This window comes from Exiguobacterium sp. RIT594, from assembly GCF_003339585.1.
Lineage (GTDB): Bacteria > Bacillota > Bacilli > Exiguobacteriales > Exiguobacteriaceae > Exiguobacterium_A.
In genome coordinates, this window is record NZ_QPKF01000001.1 from 731,978 (window position 1) to 750,778 (window position 18,801).

General features: G+C 45.8%; 24 protein-coding genes. All 24 read left to right on the plus strand.

Annotated elements, in window-relative coordinates; all coding sequences use genetic code 11:
- Window positions 1-10 precede the first annotated feature (10 nt).
- The 24 genes from codY to flhA all read left to right on the plus strand — a co-directional run bounded on the left by codY (window position 11) and on the right by flhA (window position 18,798).
- Window positions 11-790, plus strand: a complete 780-nt coding sequence (gene codY / locus DVG79_RS03620) for a GTP-sensing pleiotropic transcriptional regulator CodY (protein ID WP_012370753.1) — start codon at window positions 11-13, stop codon at window positions 788-790.
- Between the two features lie 246 nt (window positions 791-1,036).
- Window positions 1,037-1,402 carry a flagellar basal body rod protein FlgB gene (flgB, locus tag DVG79_RS03625; protein ID WP_233494516.1) on the plus strand — a complete coding sequence of 122 codons (366 nt, stop codon included), beginning with the start codon at window positions 1,037-1,039 and terminating at the stop codon, window positions 1,400-1,402.
- Between the two features lie 3 nt (window positions 1,403-1,405).
- Window positions 1,406-1,804, plus strand: a complete 399-nt coding sequence (gene flgC, locus DVG79_RS03630; RefSeq protein ID WP_026828004.1) for a flagellar basal body rod protein FlgC — start codon at window positions 1,406-1,408, stop codon at window positions 1,802-1,804.
- A gap of 15 nt (window positions 1,805-1,819) precedes the next feature.
- Entirely contained in the window at window positions 1,820-2,107 is a 288-nt protein-coding gene (fliE, locus tag DVG79_RS03635) for a flagellar hook-basal body complex protein FliE (protein ID WP_026828005.1), read from the plus strand.
- A gap of 28 nt (window positions 2,108-2,135) precedes the next feature.
- Window positions 2,136-3,704 carry a flagellar basal-body MS-ring/collar protein FliF gene (fliF, locus tag DVG79_RS03640; protein WP_114595496.1) on the plus strand — a complete coding sequence of 523 codons (1,569 nt, stop codon included), beginning with the start codon at window positions 2,136-2,138 and terminating at the stop codon, window positions 3,702-3,704.
- Window positions 3,705-3,708: 4 nt separating this feature from the next.
- Window positions 3,709-4,716, plus strand: a complete 1,008-nt coding sequence (gene fliG / locus DVG79_RS03645) for a flagellar motor switch protein FliG (RefSeq protein WP_114595497.1) — start codon at window positions 3,709-3,711, stop codon at window positions 4,714-4,716.
- Entirely contained in the window at window positions 4,700-5,425 is a 726-nt protein-coding gene (locus DVG79_RS03650) for a FliH/SctL family protein (protein ID WP_114595498.1), read from the plus strand. The genes fliG and DVG79_RS03650 overlap by 17 nt, the downstream gene beginning before the upstream one ends.
- Window positions 5,418-6,731 (plus strand): flagellar protein export ATPase FliI, encoded by a 1,314-nt coding sequence (gene fliI / locus DVG79_RS03655; RefSeq protein ID WP_114595499.1) that lies wholly within the window; start codon window positions 5,418-5,420, stop codon window positions 6,729-6,731. The genes DVG79_RS03650 and fliI overlap by 8 nt, the downstream gene beginning before the upstream one ends.
- Before the next feature lie 13 nt (window positions 6,732-6,744).
- Window positions 6,745-7,179: a flagellar export protein FliJ gene (locus DVG79_RS03660; protein ID WP_114595500.1), complete on the plus strand. Its 435-nt coding sequence runs from the start codon at window positions 6,745-6,747 to the stop codon at window positions 7,177-7,179.
- The gene (locus DVG79_RS03665; protein WP_114595501.1) at window positions 7,176-7,730 is read left to right on the plus strand and encodes a MotE family protein; all 555 of its coding nucleotides are present in this window, start codon (window positions 7,176-7,178) and stop codon (window positions 7,728-7,730) included. The genes DVG79_RS03660 and DVG79_RS03665 overlap by 4 nt, the downstream gene beginning before the upstream one ends.
- Before the next feature lie 16 nt (window positions 7,731-7,746).
- A complete protein-coding gene (locus DVG79_RS03670; RefSeq protein WP_114595502.1) occupies window positions 7,747-8,943 on the plus strand; it encodes a flagellar hook-length control protein FliK in 1,197 nt (398 codons plus the stop codon).
- Window positions 8,936-9,406 (plus strand): flagellar hook capping FlgD N-terminal domain-containing protein, encoded by a 471-nt coding sequence (locus DVG79_RS03675; RefSeq protein WP_114595503.1) that lies wholly within the window; start codon window positions 8,936-8,938, stop codon window positions 9,404-9,406. Before DVG79_RS03670 ends, DVG79_RS03675 begins: the two co-directional genes overlap by 8 nt.
- Entirely contained in the window at window positions 9,406-10,302 is an 897-nt protein-coding gene (gene flgG, locus DVG79_RS03680) for a flagellar basal body rod protein FlgG (RefSeq protein ID WP_014970679.1), read from the plus strand. The genes DVG79_RS03675 and flgG overlap by 1 nt, the downstream gene beginning before the upstream one ends.
- Window positions 10,299-10,535 (plus strand): flagellar FlbD family protein, encoded by a 237-nt coding sequence (locus DVG79_RS03685; RefSeq protein ID WP_026828015.1) that lies wholly within the window; start codon window positions 10,299-10,301, stop codon window positions 10,533-10,535. The genes flgG and DVG79_RS03685 overlap by 4 nt, the downstream gene beginning before the upstream one ends.
- Complete coding sequence (locus DVG79_RS03690) at window positions 10,510-10,959, plus strand: flagellar basal body-associated FliL family protein (RefSeq protein WP_026828016.1); 450 nt, start codon at window positions 10,510-10,512, stop codon at window positions 10,957-10,959. The genes DVG79_RS03685 and DVG79_RS03690 overlap by 26 nt, the downstream gene beginning before the upstream one ends.
- A 9-nt stretch (window positions 10,960-10,968) precedes the next feature.
- Entirely contained in the window at window positions 10,969-11,952 is a 984-nt protein-coding gene (gene fliM / locus DVG79_RS03695) for a flagellar motor switch protein FliM (protein WP_012370738.1), read from the plus strand.
- 1 nt (window position 11,953) lies between these two features.
- Window positions 11,954-13,084 carry a flagellar motor switch phosphatase FliY gene (gene fliY, locus DVG79_RS03700; RefSeq protein WP_114595504.1) on the plus strand — a complete coding sequence of 377 codons (1,131 nt, stop codon included), beginning with the start codon at window positions 11,954-11,956 and terminating at the stop codon, window positions 13,082-13,084.
- A 12-nt stretch (window positions 13,085-13,096) separates the two neighbouring features.
- Window positions 13,097-13,462, plus strand: coding sequence for a response regulator (locus tag DVG79_RS03705; protein ID WP_012370736.1), 366 nt, complete (start codon window positions 13,097-13,099; stop codon window positions 13,460-13,462).
- A 14-nt stretch (window positions 13,463-13,476) separates the two neighbouring features.
- The gene (locus DVG79_RS03710) at window positions 13,477-13,953 is read left to right on the plus strand and encodes a flagellar biosynthetic protein FliO (RefSeq protein WP_233494517.1); all 477 of its coding nucleotides are present in this window, start codon (window positions 13,477-13,479) and stop codon (window positions 13,951-13,953) included.
- The gene (gene fliP / locus DVG79_RS03715; protein WP_114595506.1) at window positions 13,950-14,618 is read left to right on the plus strand and encodes a flagellar type III secretion system pore protein FliP; all 669 of its coding nucleotides are present in this window, start codon (window positions 13,950-13,952) and stop codon (window positions 14,616-14,618) included. The genes DVG79_RS03710 and fliP overlap by 4 nt, the downstream gene beginning before the upstream one ends.
- Window positions 14,619-14,629: 11 nt before the next feature.
- Window positions 14,630-14,902, plus strand: a complete 273-nt coding sequence (gene fliQ / locus DVG79_RS03720) for a flagellar biosynthesis protein FliQ (protein ID WP_012370733.1) — start codon at window positions 14,630-14,632, stop codon at window positions 14,900-14,902.
- Window positions 14,899-15,666, plus strand: a complete 768-nt coding sequence (gene fliR, locus DVG79_RS03725) for a flagellar biosynthetic protein FliR (protein ID WP_114595507.1) — start codon at window positions 14,899-14,901, stop codon at window positions 15,664-15,666. The genes fliQ and fliR overlap by 4 nt, the downstream gene beginning before the upstream one ends.
- A 1-nt stretch (window position 15,667) precedes the next feature.
- Entirely contained in the window at window positions 15,668-16,759 is a 1,092-nt protein-coding gene (gene flhB / locus DVG79_RS03730; RefSeq protein ID WP_114595508.1) for a flagellar biosynthesis protein FlhB, read from the plus strand.
- Between the two features lie 14 nt (window positions 16,760-16,773).
- Window positions 16,774-18,798, plus strand: a complete 2,025-nt coding sequence (flhA, locus tag DVG79_RS03735; RefSeq protein ID WP_114595509.1) for a flagellar biosynthesis protein FlhA — start codon at window positions 16,774-16,776, stop codon at window positions 18,796-18,798.
- Window positions 18,799-18,801 lie beyond the last annotated feature (3 nt).

Below are 18,801 nucleotides of genomic sequence, written 5' to 3' on the forward strand. Positions count from 1 at the left end.
GAAGAAAATCATGAATTTATTGGCAAAAACACGAAAGCTTAACACGATGTTACAACAAGAAGCAAGCACACATGTCGACTTTAAGGTCATGGCAGATCGTTTAAGTGAAGTCATGGAATCAAATACCTTTATCGTCAGCCGTCGTGGAAAGTTATTAGGAATTGCGATTAAACAACAAATCGAGAATGCACGGATTCGTGGATTCCTTGAAGAGCGTCAGTTTCCGGAAGATTATACAAAAAAATTGTTTAATGTGACGGAAACGACAGCAAACATCGCAATCGACAGTGAGCATACAGCTTTCCCGATCGATAACCGCGATATGTTCGAGACATCCAAAACGACGATCGTTCCGATCATCGGTGGCGGTGAGCGACTTGGAACACTTGTCCTTGGCCGGATGCTCGAAGATTTTAATGAAGAGGACTTAGTGCTTGCGGAATACGGAGCAACAGTTGTCGGAATGGAAATCTTACGTGAGAAAGCCCATGAAGCGGAAGATAAAGCGCGGAAGAAAGCCGTCGTTCAAATGGCAATCAATTCTTTATCCTATTCGGAACTTGAAGCCATCGAACACATCTTCGAAGAGTTGGACGGAAACGAAGGGTTGCTCGTAGCCTCTAAAATTGCCGATCGTGTCGGCATCACGCGTTCAGTTATCGTGAATGCTCTGCGGAAACTTGAAAGCGCCGGCGTCATCGAGTCCCGTTCACTTGGTATGAAAGGGACATATATCAAGATTTTAAATGACAATTTCCTCTATGAGTTAGAACGCATTAAATCGAACTAAAAAAAGGAAAAAATAGAATTTAAAAGAAGACCTAGTAAAGTACTAGGTCTTCTTTTTTTTATAGGTATTATTTATCATTTTTATAAGAAAAGGGTTTAAAAAGCGAAATATTAACATCTCATTACCCTATTTTTCAAAAAACTTCTTTTCAAACATTGACCTATTTGTTTCAATTATTTCAGATATGTTACTAACCGCTTACGGTATAATACTAAGTTTTACGAGATAAATAGAGGTGGAGGTTGAATGATGAACTGGCTTGGTTCAGATTATGCAACAATGACACAGGCTGTCGATCGGACGGTGGCAGCGCAGAAAGTAATTTCAGCAAACATTGCGAACGTCGATACACCTGGATATAAAGCAAAACGTGTAGTGTTTGGCGATGTTTTGGACTCAGAGATGAAAATGAGTTTAAAACGACACGCAACAATCGGTACTTCAGGAAGCATCGTCGAACAATCGTCTGCTATGCGTAATGATGGGAATGGGGTCGATATTGACCTCGAAATGTCTGAATTATCACGCAATCAAATTGAGTACGAAGCATTGGTTGAACAATTGAACCGGAAATTTTCCGGAATTCAATCCGTCATCCGGGGAGGACGTTAATTCATGAGTATGTTTTCAGGTTTTCATACATCAGCAACGGGATTGACGGCACAGCGTCTGCGACTCGATACCGTATCTGCCAATATCGCCAATGCTCAGACGACACGCGGTGAGCTTGTTAACGGAGAATGGCAACCATATGCCCGTAAGTTAGCCGTCTTGAAAGAAACAGGCAACGGGGTGACAGTCAGCGAGATTCGAAAAGACCAAGAACCATTTAAATTGGAATACAATCCGAATCATCCGGATGCGGATGAACTGGGATATGTAAAAATGCCGAACGTCGATCTCCTGAAGGAAATGGTCGACATGATGGGGGCGACGCGTTCTTATGAAGCGAATGTCACAGCGTTGAATGCAACAAAAGCAATGTTGGTCAAAGCGATGGAAATCGGCAAGTAAGAAGGAGATGACAAGATGGCGATTCAACCAATTCAAAGTATGCAGATGGTCTTACCGTCTCAATCTGTTGCTAAAACGACACCAAGTGATTTCAGTGAAGTATTGAGTCAGGCCATGAACGGTCTGAACGAGGCGCAACAAGCCTCTTCGCAAGCACGAGTCGATCTTGCGACTGGAAAAACGACAGACTTACATAACATCATGATCAAAACAGAAGAAGCATCGCTTTCTATGCAACTCGCTATCGAAGTCCGGAATAAAGGCATCGAAGCATACCAAGAAATGATGCGTATGCAACTGTGATTGTTGAGGAAAGCGTGGGAGATGTTTGATGAATGAAGGACTAAAAACGCGCTTTGGCGCATTAAAAACGACATGGCAGGAATGGTCGCTCGTCAAAAAAGCAACGATCATCGGAATGATCTTATTTCTAATTGCAGCTATCATTGTTGCAGCCATTTGGTTAAGTAAACCAACGATGACACCACTGTACTCAAAGTTGTCACCGCAAGAGGCTGGGCAAGTGACTGAGAAATTAAATGAAGATGGTGTACAGTCCGAAGTCGTCAGTGGGACAGACGGTGTAACGATTCTTGTACCGGAAGAAAGTGCCGAAAACTTAAAAGTGGAGTTGGCGACAGCCGGAATACCTAAATCAGGTCAAATCGATTATTCCTTCTTCAGCGAAAACGCCGGATTTGGAACAACAGATAAGGAAATGAACATTCTCGAGCGGGACACGATGCAGACGGAATTAGAAAATCTGATTACGCAAGTCAACGGGATTGATGCTGCGAAGGTCATGATTACCTTACCTGAAAAAAGTGTTTTCTTATCAGATAAAGAAGAGACATCAACTGTCTCGGTCGTCTTGACATCAAGCGCCGGCAGCGACTTGAACCAGCAGACGGTTCAAGGTCTGTATCATCTGATTGCGAAAAGTATCCCGAATTTAAAAGAAGAAAACATTACCATCATGGATCAGTACTTTACGTATTATGAGCCGGGTAAAGGAGCACAGACTGCAGGCGGAACGGATCCAATGCAATTGAAGAAAACGACGGAAAAAGATTTACGCCAACAAATTCAGCAGATGCTGTCAGTCGTTCTCGGTCCGCAAAAAGCATTGGTTTCTGTTACGGCAGATGTCGACGTTACGCAACGGCAAGAGGAACAAAAATTAGTCGAACCGGTTGATCCTGATAAAATCGAGGGAATCGTGACATCGGCAGAGAAAGTCGCTGAAGCGTATACGGGAGCGGCCAATGAAGGAACTGCAGGAACGGGTGAGAATGAGACCATTAACTTCCCGCAAGGTACGGGTACGGCAGGGGACACAAGTGAGAAGACACATGACATCATCAATTACGAAGTCAATCGAATTACAAAACAGATTACCGGTGCACCGTATGAAATTCGGGATTTGGGAATTCAAGTCATCGTTGAGCCACCTAAAGGACAAAATCAAATTGATCCGCAACTTCAAACAGATTTACAGACTATGATGTATTCGATCATTCGTACTTCACTGACGAAGACGGATGCGAAGACGACCTTAACCGATGCAGAGCTTGCGAATAAAGTCGTCGTCATGTCAAGACCGTTTGCCGAGACGCCGAAACAGACAGTAACAACGGAAACAACACCAATGTGGGTCTGGTTTGCATTAGGTGCCGCAGCACTGGTTGTAGTAGGAGCCATCTTCCTAATGTTGCGTAGAAGAAAAACAGCTGAGATTGAAGAACTGGAAGAGTGGACACCAATCGAGACAGAGATTCCTGAACTGTCGACAGAGGACACAAGTGAAGGAGCGGTCAAACGGAAACAGCTTGAGAAGCTTGCCGCATCCAATCCGGATGAATTTGCGAAGTTGTTACGCACCTGGTTAGCGGAGGATTGATGAGATGAAGAAATTAGAGATGAGTAGTCGGGAAAAAGCCGCAATTTTAATGATTTCGCTTGGTCCGGAAGTCGCGGCCAGCGTATATAAACATTTGTCGGAAGAAGAAATGGAGTGGCTGACATTACAGATTTCGAGCATGAAACGGATTGATCCGGATGAGAAGCTCGAAGTGTTAGTAGAATTCCATGAATTAGCGACAGCACAAAATTATATCACGCAAGGTGGTATCGGATTCGCCAAATCCGTGTTGGAAAAAGCATTAGGTGAAGAGAAGGCGATGGAACTCATTTATCGTTTGACGTCGACGCTTCAAGTGAGACCGTTTGAGTTTGCCCGCAAAGCGGATCCGAAACAATTGCTGAACTTCATTCAAAATGAACATCCGCAAACGATTGCCTTGGTCTTGGCACATCTGGATCCGGTCAAATCGGGACAAATTTTATCAGAACTTCCGGCAGAAGCCCAGTCAGATGTCGCCCGACGGATTGCAACGATGGACCGGATGAATCCGGAAATCATCAGTGAAGTCGAACAAATTCTTGAACGGAATCTATCGCAAGCGGGCATGCAGGATTATGCCCAGTCTGGTGGAATCGAGGCGGTTGTTCAAGTCTTGAACGGTGTCGACCGGACGACGGAACGAACGATTCTCGATACGCTTGAAATTCAGGATCCGGAATTGGCGGAAGAAATCAAGAAACGGATGTTTGTCTTTGAAGACATCGTTACACTCGATGCCCGAGCTATTCAACGGATTATCCGGGAAGTTTCGAATGAAGACTTGTTGCTTTCGCTCAAGGTGTCTTCAGACGACGTGAAGGAAATGGTATACCGCAACATGTCCCAACGAATGGTCGAATCGTTCAAAGAGGATATGGAATTCATGGGACCTGTCCGATTACGGGATGTCGAAGAAGCACAAAGCCGGATTGTCGGCATCATCCGTCGCCTAGAAGATATGGGTGAGATCGTGGTAGCCCGTGGTGGAGGAGATGATATCGTTGTCTAACGTCATTAAGCGTCAAGTTGTTTTCGACCGGACGCAACGAACGATTTTCCATCAGACGGAATCCGAGCAGGTGACTGAAACCGAACCGCTTGTTTCTTATGATGAGATGATGCGGGAAGGACAAGTCCAACTAAAGCAACAGCAACTGTTGATCGAACAACAAGAACAAATACGGCGGGCAGCTTTGGAGCAAGAGCGGCTCCGCGTGCTGGAAGAAGCGAGACAACAGGGTTACGAAGAAGGTTTTCAGTCGGGTCAACAAGCTGGACGAACACAATACGAACAACGGATTGAGGAAACGAACCAGCTTGCGAACAGGCTCGAACAGATGTTTTCAGAACGAGTCCTCCTGATGGAAGATGAATTGTGTGCACTGGCCCTTCAATTGACGCATCAGTTTATGGAGCAGCTTCACGATAAGGATGAAGAAGCACTTTATCAGACGATTCAACAGTTGATTCTTCAATTTAGAGATCGTGAAAAATTAATTGTCTATACATCAGCTGAAGACTTTGAACGGGTTGTCTTACTGGATGAACGGTTACAGACCATTTTAGGAGGGACGGCAACGATCCGTTTACGGATTGATCCCGAGCTTGATGCACGAGATTTCCGGATTGATTCAGAGAATGGTGCCATCACGGGTGGATTGTCAATCGGTTATCAACGATTAATGGAGCAACTCACCGAGGTGTTACACGATGTATAAACTCAAACAGTTACAAGCAGCGATTCGAGATATTCGTCGGGAAGAACTTGTCGAGCATTCTGGTAAAGTCGTTCAAGTCATTGGTTTGATGATTGAATCACGTGGTCCGACAGCTGTTGCCATCGGCGAGCGGTGCTTGATCCGGATTCATCGTGGAGACGAGATTGAGGCAGAAGTCGTTGGATTTCGAGAAGGACATGTACTATTGATGCCATATGGTGAAACGACGGCCATTGCACCGGGATCGATCGTCATCGCAACAGGAAAACCGCTTCATGTTCCTGTCGGAGATGATTTGATCGGGAAAGTCCTGGATGGTCTCGGACGATCATTAGACGGGAAATCACTGGCGCATTTACGGACGACTTCAATTGTCCGTAAACCACCAAGTCCACTCGATCGTCCGCGGATCGATCAAGTGTTATCAACAGGGATTCGTGCCATCGACGGCTTATTGACCGTCGGACAAGGGCAACGAGTCGGACTATTCGCAGGGTCGGGTGTCGGTAAATCGACATTACTCGGTATGATTGCCAAACGATCAACGGCTGATATCAATGTCATCGCCTTAATCGGTGAACGGGGCCGTGAAGTGAAGGAATTCATTGAGGCGGAGTTAGGTGAGGAAGGCATGAGCCGTTCGATCATCGTCGTAGCGACGAGTGACCAGCCGCCACTCGTTCGACTCAAAGGAGCGTATACGGCAACGGCGATCGCTGAATATTTTCGGGATCAAGGAAAAAATGTCGTATTGATGATGGACTCCGTCACACGTTTTGCCATGGCTCAGCGTGAAATTGGTCTGGCGACCGGCGAACCACCTGCTTCAAAGGGATATACACCGAGTGTGTTCGCCTTGCTTCCACAACTGTTGGAACGAAGCGGTAAAACGACAGAAGGTTCCATTACAGCATTTTATACCGTCCTGGTTGACGGTGATGACATGAACGAACCGATTGCGGATGCGGTCCGCGGGATTCTCGATGGTCATTTTGTCCTCGACCGAAATCTCGCAAACAAAGGGCAATATCCGGCAATCCATATCTTACGCTCCATCAGCCGGGTCATGAATCAAATTACTTCGACCGAACATAAAGATAGTGCGATTACGTTCAGACAGTTACTGTCGACATACCTCGATGCCGAAGATTTGATCAATATCGGCGCTTATAAAAGCGGTACAAACCCCGACATTGATCGGGCTGTTGAAAAATATCCTGAATTAATCGGATTTTTAAAACAACGTGTGGAAGAAAAAAGCCATTTTGAAGATGGAATGAGCCGTCTGATTTCGACAATCCGTTAAAGGAGGTGCACGAATGAAAACCATATATGAACGCATCATTCCTTTAGCGGAAGCGGAAAAGGATCGTGTTTCAAAACATACTGCTGAAAAAAAGAAACAATATGAAATCGAGGTCGAGAAATTGTACCATCTTCTCGTTCGTTATGAAGCTTTTTTAAAAGCACAAAATGAAACAGGAACGGTTGAGCTGCTTGCTTCTCAATACCGTGAACGTGCACGCGATGTCGTCAAACAACAGATTGAACGCCAACAATTATATGTTACCCAGGCGAAAAATCAGTATGAGCGGGCTCAAATCGATTTAAAAGAGGCTTTGATTGAAGAAAAGAAATTTACACGACTGCAATCAAATCAATTAGAAGAAAATCGGCGGACACTCGCTTTGGTGGAACAGAACCAAATGGATGAATTAGCATTATTGCAGTTTGGAAGAAGGCGAACGACATGAGTGAGAACAAGTCATCAAAACAATGGATTTTGCCCTTATTAATCATCCCGTTGTTATTGTTATTATTTACAGCCTATCTCGTATTAAATTACGCTAATGGGCGTCCGATTTTTTCATTACCTTTCGCATCGGAAGAAGTGACGGATTCAAAAGTAACGTCTTCGAAAAATTCAGAGATCGAACAACGCTTGAAATTAGCCAATGCTGAAATCAAAAAACTACGGGCGAAGACAACTGATCAAGCAGAACTCATCCAAGCAAAAGAACAGGAAGTCGTCCGGTTGATTGCGGAACGGGATCGGTTGAAAAACACGCCGGCTACACCTGCAACAACAGGGACAGATAAGTCTGCTTCGAAAAAGACTGCTGATGTGACAGATGTCTATGCGGAGATGACGCCGAAGGATGCAGCCAATATTTTCAACGAATTGAGTCCGACGGAAGTCGTTTCAATCATTAAAGAAATTGATGCTGAACAACAGGCAGCCATCATGGCAAAGATGGATCCTAAAAAAGCTGCAGCGTTGACACAATTGTTGGCAGTCCAATAAGGGGTGAGAAAATAAGATGAACTTGACGGATGTACAGCAAGCACAAACAGCTAAACCGGTTACGAAGTGGAACGGGAAAGAGCTCCCGGCGAATGGCGTTGGAAATTTTGCTTCGTTACTTCAATACTTAGTGCAACCTCTAGCTGAGGGCGTACAGAACCCTTCACTGGATCAACAGGCAATACCGACTGAAGGGGAGACGAATCTCGAAGTCAAACCGCTGTTGGAACAATTGACCGCACAGCCGGAAAAAGTGTTACAACTTCTGGAGCAACCTGAAGTAGAAGATATAATACATGATCCTAAAAAAGCAACGGAGCTGATTCAGTTCATTAAGACGATACAAGACGGACAGCCGGGAAAAGCGATGGAGTTATTCGAACAATTCCCAGCTTTCCTCCAACAAGTACTTGCAACGGTGATGTCGACCGTCGTCGCTAAGGAACATGTGAAAGGAAATGACTTACCGGCAGGACTAAATGCTCCGGTCATTCAGGCGACTGATGTTTCAGGGACTGTTGGACCGTTTCCGGTAATGCCAGTTGTAACGGCGGTTTCAGCTGTACCGCAAACTAATCCGACGTTAATGAATGCTCCAGGTACTAAAAAAGAGGCAGTGATGCCTTTGCTTTCAAATCGCCTTGTCTCATCTGAACAAACGACACCAACACTGAAAACCAATGTCATGACTAAAAAGGTGATTGAATCCATTCAGGTAGCTGCCGATCCGGAAGGGAAAGAACAACCATCACCGTTGACCGGATTGAAATTTGAACGTATGAACGGTGTATTAGGGGTAGGAGTTCGGCCATCCGTCATGCAACCAAATGTCGATGAACAACTCACGTCCCGGATTGAAGCGGCGATGAAACAAGCACCATTTTTAAAAGGCGCGGACGGTTCGACACGCATGTCGATCCGCTTATATCCAGAACAATTGGGTGAGGTCGTCATCCAGTTGGATAAAAAAGACGGTTTATTGACAGTAAAGCTTTTCGCGGCGACAGAACAAGCAAAACAAATGCTGGATCAGCAACTCGGAAAGCTACATACATCGTTGCAGCCGCAAGCACCACTCGTCAAAGTCGAAACCGGGATGTTGGCATCGAGTGTCAAAGACTTTGAACAAGGTTTGCCGCAAGAGCGACGGGAACGCCAGCAAGAAGAACCTGCACCGTACGAAGAAGAACTAGAGGAGGATGAAGATGACTGATTCCATCAAAAATGATGCGTCGTCCTATCAGTTACCGGAGAAAACGAAAGTACCATCCAGTAACTCGATGGACAAAGACATGTTCATGAAAATCCTGATTGCCCAATTGTCCAATCAAGATCCGACGGCACCGATGGAAGACAAGGAGTTCATTTCGCAGATGGCTCAGTTTTCTTCTCTTGAACAGATGCAAGCGATTGGCAAAGGGATGGATACGATGATGCTCAATCAGCATGCGGCGGCTCTGATGAACTACAGTAATTTGATTGGAAAAAGTGTCAGCTATGAAGGTGAGACTGTCACGAAAGATGCAACGGGAGCAGATGTGACATCGACCGGTAAAGTGACGGCAAACGTCCTCAGTGTAAAGCGTGACGGGGTCGATGTCATTGCCGAGTTATCAAACGGAAAAAGTGTCAGTGTCTACGAATTGACTGAAATTAAAACAAAGGAGGAAAAATAATGTTACGTTCAATGTATTCAGGAATCAGTGGGTTAAAGAACTTCCAAACAAAGTTAGACGTCGTCGGGAATAACATCGCCAACGTCAATACATTTGGTTATAAAAAAGGCCGTGTCACGTTTAAGGATCTTGTCAACCAATCAGTTGGTTCCGCATCAGGTAATGGTGGAGGTGTCGGTGGGACAAACCCGAAACAGGTAGGACTCGGGGCCTCGATGTCAACGGTCGATAACGTTTATAATCAAGGAGCGTTACAAAATACAGGTCGAACGCTTGATGTCGGGATTTCCGGTGAAGGATTCTATCAAGTCTTAACGGCAGACGGTGTGCGTTATTCTCGTTCCGGTAACTTTTATACAGATCTTCAAGGGAACATCGTAACGGGAGATGGAAATTATCTCGTAGGATTGTCTGATCCACCGCCTGCCAACCCTGGACAGCCACCTGCCGATCAAGCAAATCTACCTGCCAACCAATACGATGCTCAAGGGCAAATCACAAACAAAGTAAATAATGGCTACATGAAGTTACAAATTCCGACGGGAGCACAGAACCTTGCAATCGGAAAAGACGGACTAGTCACATTCGTTGATGGAACGGGTAACTTGCAACGAGTTGGTTACGTATCAATGGCCAATTTCGCTAACCCGGGTGGTCTTGAAAAATCAGGAGTGAACTTGTTTGCCGCTTCTCAAAACTCGGGTATCGCAGCGACTGGAACGCCAAGCACAAACGGTCTTGGTCAATTAACATCCGGAACACTTGAAATGTCGAACGTCGACTTATCGGAAGAGTTTACGGAAATGATCATCGCCCAACGCGGATTCCAGGCGAACACCCGGATCATCACAACATCAGATCAGATTTTAGAAGAACTCGTTAACTTGAAACGATGATTACTTTAACGACATTACGTGAAACACCGCTTGTCTTAAATGCAATCTTAATCGAAGCGGTCAGGTCGACACCCGATACGACGATCCAGTTGGTCGGGGGACAGACTTATGTCGTCAAAGAAACATTGGAAGAGGTAAAAGCAGCCACAATCGATTTTTACCGACAAGTCGGTTTAACGGGCTTGAACAGTGCTAGGAGGCTCGAAGATGGCAGAAGAAAAGAAGAAGAGTAAGTTGAAATTACCACTCATCATGGTTGTCGTCGCGATTATGATGGTAGGTGCGGGCTACATGCTTTCAAAATATTTGTTAACGAGTGATCCGACCGAAGCGAAAGTCGAACAACCGACAGGAGCGGAACTTGAAGAGCGAAGTTTTCAAACAGATGATTTGACGACGAACATTGCAGACGAACGATTCTTAAATGTTCAGTTTACAATCGTCACGGATGATGCAGCAACACGGGAAGAACTGGAATTACGCAAGTTTCAAATCAACAATATCATCTTAGGGGATTTAGCTTCGATGAAAAAACAAGATTTAGATTCTAAACAGGACATGGCGAAACTCGAAGAAAAATTACGGGGGCAATTTAAAAAGCTCCTGCAAGAAGGCGATGTTCAACGTGTCTACACGACGAAAAAAATCATCCAGTGAGGTGGCCGCATGAGCGAAGTATTATCACAACATGAAATTGACGCCCTGCTATCAGCCATTTCAAGCGGAGATATGGAAGTCGAGGAAATACGCAGTCAAGAAGAAGAACGTCGTGTGAAAGTATATGACTTTAAACGGGCGTTGCGATTCTCAAAAGACCAGATGCGGAACTTAACGCGGATTCATGAACAATTTGCCCGAGTCTTGACGACCCATTTCTCAGCACAGCTTAGAACATACGTCCAGTTTACGGTCAATACGGTCGAACAGCTTCCTTATGACGAATTCATTCATTCCATTCCGAACATGACCTTAATTAATTTAGTGAATCTTCATCCGTTAGACGGACGGGTCATCTTCGAAGTGAATCCGAACATCGCGTATGCGATGCTCGATCGATTGCTCGGCGGACCGGGGGAAGGTATGAATAAGATTGAGAACTTGACGGAAATCGAAACCCGGATCTTGACGCAGTTATTCAAACGCGCTTTTGTTCAATACGGGGCAGCGTGGGAATCGATTGCCGAAATCGAAGCCGAGTATGATGATTTGGAAATCAATCCACAATTTCTTCAACTCGTCTCACCGAATGAAACGGTCATTCTCGTCTCGATTTACGTGACGGTCGGAGAAGTAAGCGGAACGCTTAATGTCTGTCTGCCGTTCGTGACACTCGAACCAATCATTCCGAAACTATCGAGTCACTTTTGGATGCAACAAGAGAAACGAAAGTCAGCCGATAACCAAGAGTCAGAACATATGCAAACACAGTTGATGGGATCAATCGTCGATTTGAAAGCAGTGCTCGGCCAGACGGAACTTTCGTTTGGAGAATTGTTACACCTCGAGGTAGGCGATTGCCTGTCCCTCCAGACACGTACATCCGATCCGGTTGAATTGTTCGTCGATGATCGGAAAATGTTCAAAGCGCGGCCTGGTCTGAACGGGAAGCATCTCGCTTTACAAGTCTTACAACGAATTGAGGAGGAATAACATGAGCGATATGCTTTCGCAAGATGAAATCGATGCATTATTACGTGGAACCCCATCGGCTGAAGAACCAACCGATACCAGTTCAACGGATGATTTACATCAATTGGATGAGATGGAAATTGATGCGCTTGGAGAAGTCGGGAACATCTCGTTAGGAAATTCCGCGACAGCCCTTTCTGCATTGTTGAATCAAAAAGTCGAAATCACGACACCACACGTGCGGATGATTACGATGGAAGAATTGCGGAGTCGTTATCCGATTCCCCACGTCGCTCTTCGCGTTGGATATACAGAAGGATTCAAAGGAGAAAACGTTTTGATTTTGACACAACGGGATGCTTCCGTCATTGCGAATTTAATGATGGGCGGCGATGGTGTCGTTGATGAGAGCCTTGAGATGGAACCGATTGCGCTGTCTGCCGTTCAGGAAGCGATGAACCAGATGATGGGAGCGGCTGCGACCTCGATGTCGACCGTGTTCTCAATGCGCATCGATATCTCGCCTCCAGCGGTCGAAATTTTTGATTTCTCGCAAGAAAAAACAATTGTGGACAGCTTCTCGTTATGGGAAAGCATGGTCATCATCGAATTTGATTTGAAAATCGGAACGCTGATCGACTCAAAAATCGTCCAATTGGCACCACTTGAATTTTCCAAACAATTGATTCAGAAATTATTCAATGCCAGTACGACAACGAGTGAACCGGCACCCGCAGTTCAAGTCCCTGCACCAGAACCGGTCCGGGAACAGCCGGCCGCGTCTCAGCCGCAGCCGGAACCCCGGTATGAAGCACCACCCGAACACAAAAAGGAGCCGGTTGGCGTCAGTCCTGTTCAGTTCGGTCAGTTTTCTGAAGTGCAACAAGAAGGTCCGCCCGGCAACATCGGCATGCTCTACGATGTACCGTTGAATGTCACAGTCGAACTGGGACGGACGCGCCGGTCAGTCCGGGACATTTTGGAATTAACACAAGGTTCCATCATTGAACTGGATAAATTAGCAGGAGAACCCGTTGACGTGTTCGTCAATAATACATTGATTGCAACGGGAGAAGTCGTCGTCATCGAAGAAAACTTCGGTGTCCGGATTACAGAGATCGTCAATACAAAAGAACGTCTGCGGATGTTCTAAGGAGGAAATAGGATGAGTGCAAAAGTTTTGATTGTAGATGATGCAGCTTTCATGCGAATGATGATTAAGGAAATTTTATCGAAAAACGGCTATGACGTCGTCGGTGAGGCTGAAAACGGACGTGAAGCCGTTTCGAAATATAAAGAGTTAACGCCGGATCTCGTCACACTTGATATCACGATGCCGGAAATGGACGGGATTTCAGCATTAAAAGAAATCAAAGCCTTCAACCCGGCTGCCAAAGTCATCATGTGTTCGGCGATGGGACAACAATCGATGGTCATCGATGCGATTCAAGCCGGAGCAAAAGACTTCATCGTCAAACCGTTCCAGGCAGACCGTGTACTCGAAGCCGTTTCGAAAACCATTTCATCATGAGAAGACTGACCTGTTTGACCTGTCTTCTCCTGTTCCTGCTGACGCATCAGGTCGGTGCCGAAACAGTGGAAGAGAAGCTCAACCCATCTAAGAAAAATGAACCTACAACACAACAGGTCGACGGGTCATCGACAGTCGTCACGGTCGTAAAAATCGTCGTGACACTCGCAGTTTTGATTGGTGGATTCCTGCTTGCTGTCCGTTTCATCAATGAACGGACAAAGGGAGTCCGTCAATCGAGCCGACTGTCGCATCTCGGTGGTGTCCCGCTTGGCAAAGATCGATCCGTTCAGCTCGTGAGGGTTCACGGTAAGATTTATGTTGTCGGTGTCGGTCAAAACGTTGAATTGCTTGATACGATTGAAGAAGATGACGAATGGTTAGCAACGGATACATCCGACAGCCCACCACATACGTCAGCCGCATCTCCGTTTCTGGAATCATTTAAGCAACAGCTCGATCAGTTCCAGAAGAAACGAGGACGGTCATGACGACGATTGAAAACTTGATCTCCTTGGATACGCCGTCCGGGACGGCAACTTCCATCAAATTACTGGTCTTACTTACGCTTTTATCATTAGCACCGTCGTTACTGATTTTGATGACATGTTTCACACGCGTCATCGTCGTCTTATCCTTTGTGCGTTCTGCTTTAGGAACACAACAAACACCGCCGAACCAACTGCTTGTCGGACTGGCGTTATTCATCACATTGTTCGTTATGGCGCCTATTTTAACGGAATTGAACACGACGGCCTTACAACCGTACATGGACGACAAAATCAGTCAAGAGGAAGCCTTTGATCAAGCCGGAGGAACGATGAAACGTTTTATGTCTCAGTACACACGGAGCAATGACTTAGAACTCTTTTTGAAATATGGCAATTACGAGAAGCCGGAGAAGGTGGAAGATATTCCGCTCGTCGCGTTAGTACCGGCCTATGCCATCAGTGAGTTAAAGACGGCGTTTCAAATCGGATTTATGATTTTCATTCCGTTCCTCGTCATCGATATGGTCGTTTCGAGTGTCTTGATGTCGATGGGGATGATGATGTTACCACCGGTCATGATTGCCTTACCGTTTAAATTATTATTGTTCATTTTAGTAGATGGTTGGCATTTAATTGTCGAATCACTACTCGTCAGCATGCGATAGGGAGGGACGACATGACGCAGGAAATGATTATTCAATTAGCCAGTTCGGCCGTATGGACCTTGTTAAAGGTGTCAGCTCCGCTCTTGCTCGTCTCACTCGTCGTTGGACTTCTCGTCAGCATCTTGCAGGCGACGACTCAAATTCAAGAGCAGACCTTATCGTTTGTTCCGAAGATTGTTGCCGTTTTTTTAGCACTCGTCTTTTTCGGTCCATGGATCATGGAAGAACTCAAAACGTTTACGATTGAAATCTTCAAACAGATTGCCGAGGTTTCGCGGAAATGACGTTACTGTCCTTTGTCAGTGTTTTTTTACTTGTATTTGGTCGACTCGTTGGATTTTTAGTGGCTGCTCCTTTGTTTTCATCGAAGCAGTTACCCGCTCAGCATAAATTGGCAATCGCTGCCGGACTTGCCTATTTTGCCAGTTATGCGGTCAAGACGACGGTTCAAGTCGATGACATCGATTTCTTTTTTCGAATGGGAACAGAAGTCATCATTGGGCTCGCCCTCGGTTTGCTCGCCAGTTTTTTACTGTATGCGCCACAAATGGCCGGATCAATCATTGATTTACAGATGGGGCTGGCGATGGCATCGGCATATGATCCGATGTTTGGTGGTCAATCGCCGATCGTCGGCCGATTTTTTTACATGTTGACACTGCTCGTGTTGCTGGCATCAGATATGCATTTGATTTTACTGGATGGCATCTATACGAGTTTTAAAATCTTTCCGCCCGGTAGTGCGATTAACGTTTCCGGAGAAGCCGGCATGAGCTTAGTCGTTCGTGTCGTCGGGCTCGCGATGCTCACGGCTCTTCAAATGGCGATGCCACTTGTGGTCGCCCTGTTTTTAGTTGATTTGGCGCTTGGGTTTTTAGCGAAAACCGCACCCCAGTTCAATATTTTTGCGATTGGATTTTCTGTCAAGTTATTGATGGGTTATGCGATTTTGTTTTTACTCGCCGGAGCAACCATTACCGGGATTTCTCGATTTGTTCCCTTATTACAAGACGTATTGTCCGATGCGATTCAATTACTAGGAGGTTGAGATGGGAAAATATACATTAACGCTTGACCTCCAGTATTTTGCGGGCGAAAAGACGGAAAAGGCATCCCCTCGAAAACGTGATGATTCTCGAAAAAAAGGTCAGGTCGCAAAGTCGGCTGATTTAACAAGTAGTTTGATGTTGTTCGGAATGTTCTTGATTTTATTTTTCTTTGGTCCGTTTCTAGGGAAACGGTTCGTCATGGTATTAGAAGATGGACTGAGTGCCCAAACGGTCTTAGTCGCTGTCGAAGAAGGACGCGTCCAGGAAGTCATGATTGAAATGCTGGTCCAAATGAGTATTTTGGTTGCACCCTTCTTTTTGACAGCAGTCGTCATCGGCATTTTAGGGAATTTTGTGCAGATTGGAGCATTGCTCAGTACAGAATCGATTCAACCGAAACTCGACCGGATCAATCCGCTGCAAGGCGTCAAACGAATCGTCAGCATGAAAGCATTAATTGAATTCTTAAAATCGGTATTTAAATTACTTGTCATCGGTGTGACGAGTGGAACAGTCTTATGGAATAACAAAGTAGAAATTTCACGTTTGACGTCAGAACCGATTGGTGACGCCTTGGCGATTATCGGTCATCTGACGTTCCTGTTGGGGATTTCAGTCAGTATCGCGTTGATCGTCCTTGCTGTCCTTGACTTTGCTTATCAAAAATTCGATTTTGAAAAGTCGATTCGGATGAGTAAACAAGACTTAAAGGATGAGCATAAGAATACAGAAGGGGATCCGCAAATCAAAGGGAAAATCAAACAGCAACAACGGGAAATGGCGATGCGGCGGATGATGCAGGAAATACCGAACGCCGATGTAGTCATTACGAACCCGACCCATTACGCCGTAGCGATTCAGTATGATGACGGCAAACATGCCGCACCTATTGTCGTCGCCAAGGGAGTGGATGCTGTCGCATTCCGGATTCGGGAGAAGGCGACAGCAGCTGAGATCCCGATTATTGAAAATAGACCGCTCGCACGAGCATTATTCGCAAAATCAGAAATAGGAATGGCAGTGGATGAATCATTTTATCAGGCACTCGCTGAAACACTCGCCTTTGTCTATCAAATGAAACAAGCGAAATGAAAGGATGAAGCATCATGACCATTTCAACACGAGATTTATCTGTCCTGCTAGGCGTCATTATGATTGTCTTCATGCTCGTCATTCCACTGCCAGGATTTTTACTCGATTTTCTTATCATCATCAACATTTTGATTGCCTTAATGGTCTTACTTGTCGCGATGAACGCGAAGGAAGCATTGGAATTTTCTGTGTTCCCGACCCTCTTGCTGATCGTGACCCTGTTCCGATTGGCACTAAACGTCTCGACGACCCGATCGATTCTCTCGAACGGGAACGGTGGAGAAGTCATTGAAGCATTTGGTAGTTTCGTTGTCGGCGGAAACGCTCTGGTTGGATTCGTCGTATTCCTGATTCTTGTATTGATTCAGTTTTTGGTCATCACGAAAGGATCGGAGCGGGTATCGGAAGTATCGGCCCGGTTTACGCTCGATGCGATGCCCGGAAAACAGATGGCGATTGATGCCGATTTGAACTCCGGTATGATCGACGAATTACAAGCCCGGACACGCCGCCAAAAAATTCAGTCGGAAGCCGATTTTTACGGCGCGATGGATGGAGCTTCGAAATTCGTCAAGGGAGACGCGATTGCCGGAATCATCATCGTCATCATCAACTTGATTTTCGGAATGATCATCGGTGTCGTCCAACAAGGGTTACCGATGACCGAATCAATCAGCTTATACACCTTGTTGACGGTCGGTGACGGTCTTGTCAGTCAAATCCCGGCCTTATTGATTTCTGTCGCAACCGGAATTATCGTTACCCGCTCGACTTCTGACGGTAACTTAGGGGAAGACATCATCGGTCAGCTCTCACGGACACCGCTCCTCGTCATGATTGGAGCCGGTGCCATCTTCCTGTTAGGTCTTTTTACAGCGATTCCCGATTACGTGACGATTCCTGTCGCGGCAGCAGCGGCCTTTTTCGCTTGGCGATTGACCCGAACGTCAAAAGCAGCTCAAGAAGAAGTCGCTGTCGAAGAGGCACCAACTGAAAACCTGCGATCGAGCGAATCCGTCATTTCCCTCTTGAACGTCGATACGATCGAGTTTGAATTTGGCTATGGTTTGATCCCGCTCGCAGATGAAGCACAAGGTGGGGATTTACTCGACCGGGTCGTCATGATCCGGAGACAGTTGGCACTTGAACTTGGATTCGTCTTACCGACAGTCCGGATTCGTGACCATCTGCAACTCCCGCCGAACCACTACCGGATTAAAATCCGCGGAAGTGAGATGGCAACCGGCGAACTGCTGCTCGATCATTATCTGGCAATGAGTCCGGGTGTCGATGATCCGGAAATCCAAGGGATCGAGACGGTTGAACCCGCGTTCGGGATGCCGGCCTTATGGATTGATGAACGGACGAGAAGCCGGGCTGAGATGTCCGGATATACAGTCGTCGACCCGCCATCTGTTGTCGCCACACATTTGACGGAACTTCTGAAAAAACATGCGGCCGATTTACTCGGCCGGGAAGAGACAAAACAACTGGTCGATCATTTAAAGGAATCGCATCCGATTTTAGTCGACGAAGTGACACCGCAATTGTTGTCGATCGGCGAGCTGCAAAAAGTGTTCGTGCAGTTGTTAAAAGAAAAAATCTCAATTCGAAACTTACCGCTTATCTTTGAGACACTCGCTGATTATGCGGCTGTGACGAAAGATAGTGATTTGTTAGCTGAATATGTCCGTCAAGCATTAGCCCGACAAATTACGGAACAAGTCTTACAAGGAGACATATTACACGTTGTGACGGTATCGAGTGAACTGGAGATGGAGATCCAGTCAGCGATTCAAAAAACGGAGTTCGGCAATTATTTGGCGCTTGATCCGGATAAGGCAACACATTTCATTGAGTCATTAAATGAATTGACGGCAGAATTCGAACGGTACGGAGCTCAGCCAATCGTTTTGGCATCACCAAGTATTCGGATGTTTGTTCGTCAATTAACAGAACGTTATTTCCCGGATGTACCTGTTCTGTCTTATAACGAATTGATTCCGACAATTGAAGTCAAGAGTATTGGGGTGATTTAACAC